Raw genomic sequence first — 1,645 nt, forward strand, 5'->3', positions numbered from 1 at the left:
GAGCTGGTCCACCAGCGCGTCGTCCACGTCCCACACGCTCATACCGTTGGCCGTGAAGCCCAGGCGGTAGTGGTTGGGCACGGCGCCGATGCGGCGGATGAGGCCGCTTTCCAGCATCTGCGCCAGGCGCTCGCACACCTGCTGGCCGCTCACGCCCAGGCGTTCGCCCACGGCATCGTAGGGGCGGGGTACCAGCGGCAGGCCACCCTGGGTGGCAGCGATCAGGGCACGGTCGAAATCGTCAAGCGCCATGGGCTTCTCCGCTCGTCAAGGGGAGCTTGAGTTCCACGAAGAACTCGCGCTCCTTCGGGAAGGCCAGCACGGGGAGGCCCGTCTCGGCCTCGATGCGTGCTATCGCGGCCGCGCACTGCGCCGGCGTCTCGGTGCCCAGCACGAACCACATGTTGAGCGCATGGTCGCGCCGGTAGTTGTGCGCGATCTCGGGGTGGGCGTTGACCTGTGCCGTCACGGCCTCGTAGCGCTCCTCGGGCACGGCCATGGCAGCCAGCACGAACAGGCCACCCGCGCGCTCGATCTGGAACAGCGGGCCGAAGCGCGTGAGCATGCCGCTCTCCAGCAGGGCCGACAGCCGACCGATGACATATTCCTCGGTCCAGCCGAACTCGGCCGCCACATCGGCGAAGGGCCGCTCGGTCAGCGGCAGATCGCCGTGCAGGCGCTCCAGCAGGCGGGCGTCATCCGGCGACAGCATCGAGCACCTCCGGGGGCGTGGTTTCTGGCAAGGCCCGGAAGCGCCGCGGGCCGGTCTGCTTGAAGCGGCGGCACGAAAACAGTACCTCGTGCGGATACTGCGCCAGGCCGGCTTCGGCGATGGCGCGCGCGATCACGTCCCGCACGGCGGCGCGGTCGCGGCCATGCACCATGCAGTACAGGTTGTAGGGCCAACCTTCGGCGCGCTCGCGCCGGTAGGCCAGGGTTACGCCGGTCACGCGCGCCAGCGCCTCGCCGCAGGCGTCCACCTGGGCGTCGGGGATGTTGAACACCGTCATGGCGTTGGCGTCGAAGCCCAGTTCGTGGTGGCGCACGATGGCGCCGATGCGCCGCACCGTGCCCTGGTCCAGCCACTGTTGCAGCGTGCGCAGCACGGATTCGGGCGTGCGGCCCAGCGCCTGCGCCCAGGCGTCGTAGGGACGCGGCACCAGCGGCAGGCCGTCTTCGAGCAGGGCGGCGAGCGGCCGGTCGGCGCCCTGCACCGGCGTGGCCTCGCGCGCGGCCGCCATGGGCGCGGGGGCGGTGCTGCCGCGCAGGTCAAAGCCCAGGTCGATGCGGTAGGCGCGCTGCATGCGCAGTTGCAGGGCACTCAATCCCGTGGCCTCTTCAAGCGAACGCATCGCCGCGCGCACGGCGGCATCGTCCTGCCCGGTCATCACAAACCAGAGGTTGTAGTGGTGCTCGCGCTGGTAGTTGTGGTTCACGCCCGGGTGGCTTGACACCACAGCGGCCACGGCGTCCAGGCGCTCGGGCGGTACGGCCATGGCGGCCAGCAGCGCGGCACCACCGGCATTGCCCGCGAACACTCCGCCAATGCGGCTCAGCGCGCCCTCGCTCTGCAGCCGGGCGTAACCTGCCAGGACCTCGTCGGCCGGCATGCCCAGGCTGGCAGCGATGTGCGCGAAGGGCTCGC

Annotated in this window: 3 protein-coding genes; all 3 read right to left on the reverse strand. The window is 70.9% G+C overall.

Translation table 11 applies throughout. The annotated features are described in order from the left end of the window. A partial coding sequence (locus ACE3T5_RS21605; protein ID WP_374670166.1) for an Lrp/AsnC family transcriptional regulator occupies positions 1-252 on the reverse strand: 252 nt, incomplete at its 3' end. After that, entirely contained in the window at positions 242-712 is a 471-nt protein-coding gene (locus tag ACE3T5_RS21610) for an Lrp/AsnC family transcriptional regulator (protein ID WP_374670167.1), read from the reverse strand. The genes ACE3T5_RS21605 and ACE3T5_RS21610, both read right to left, overlap by 11 nt. Next, the coding region (locus ACE3T5_RS21615) for an Lrp/AsnC family transcriptional regulator (RefSeq protein WP_374670168.1) at positions 696-1,645 on the reverse strand (950 nt) is incomplete at its 5' end. The genes ACE3T5_RS21610 and ACE3T5_RS21615, both read right to left, overlap by 17 nt.

The sequence above is a fragment of the Ramlibacter sp. genome (assembly GCF_041916345.1).
Classification (GTDB): Bacteria; Pseudomonadota; Gammaproteobacteria; order Burkholderiales; family Burkholderiaceae_C; genus Ramlibacter.

Excerpts from the sequence above, each read along its gene's own strand:
- ACE3T5_RS21610 (WP_374670167.1), bottom strand. The coding sequence starts at position 712 with ATGCTGTCGCCGGATGACGCCCGCCTGCTGGAGCGCCTGCACGGCGAT.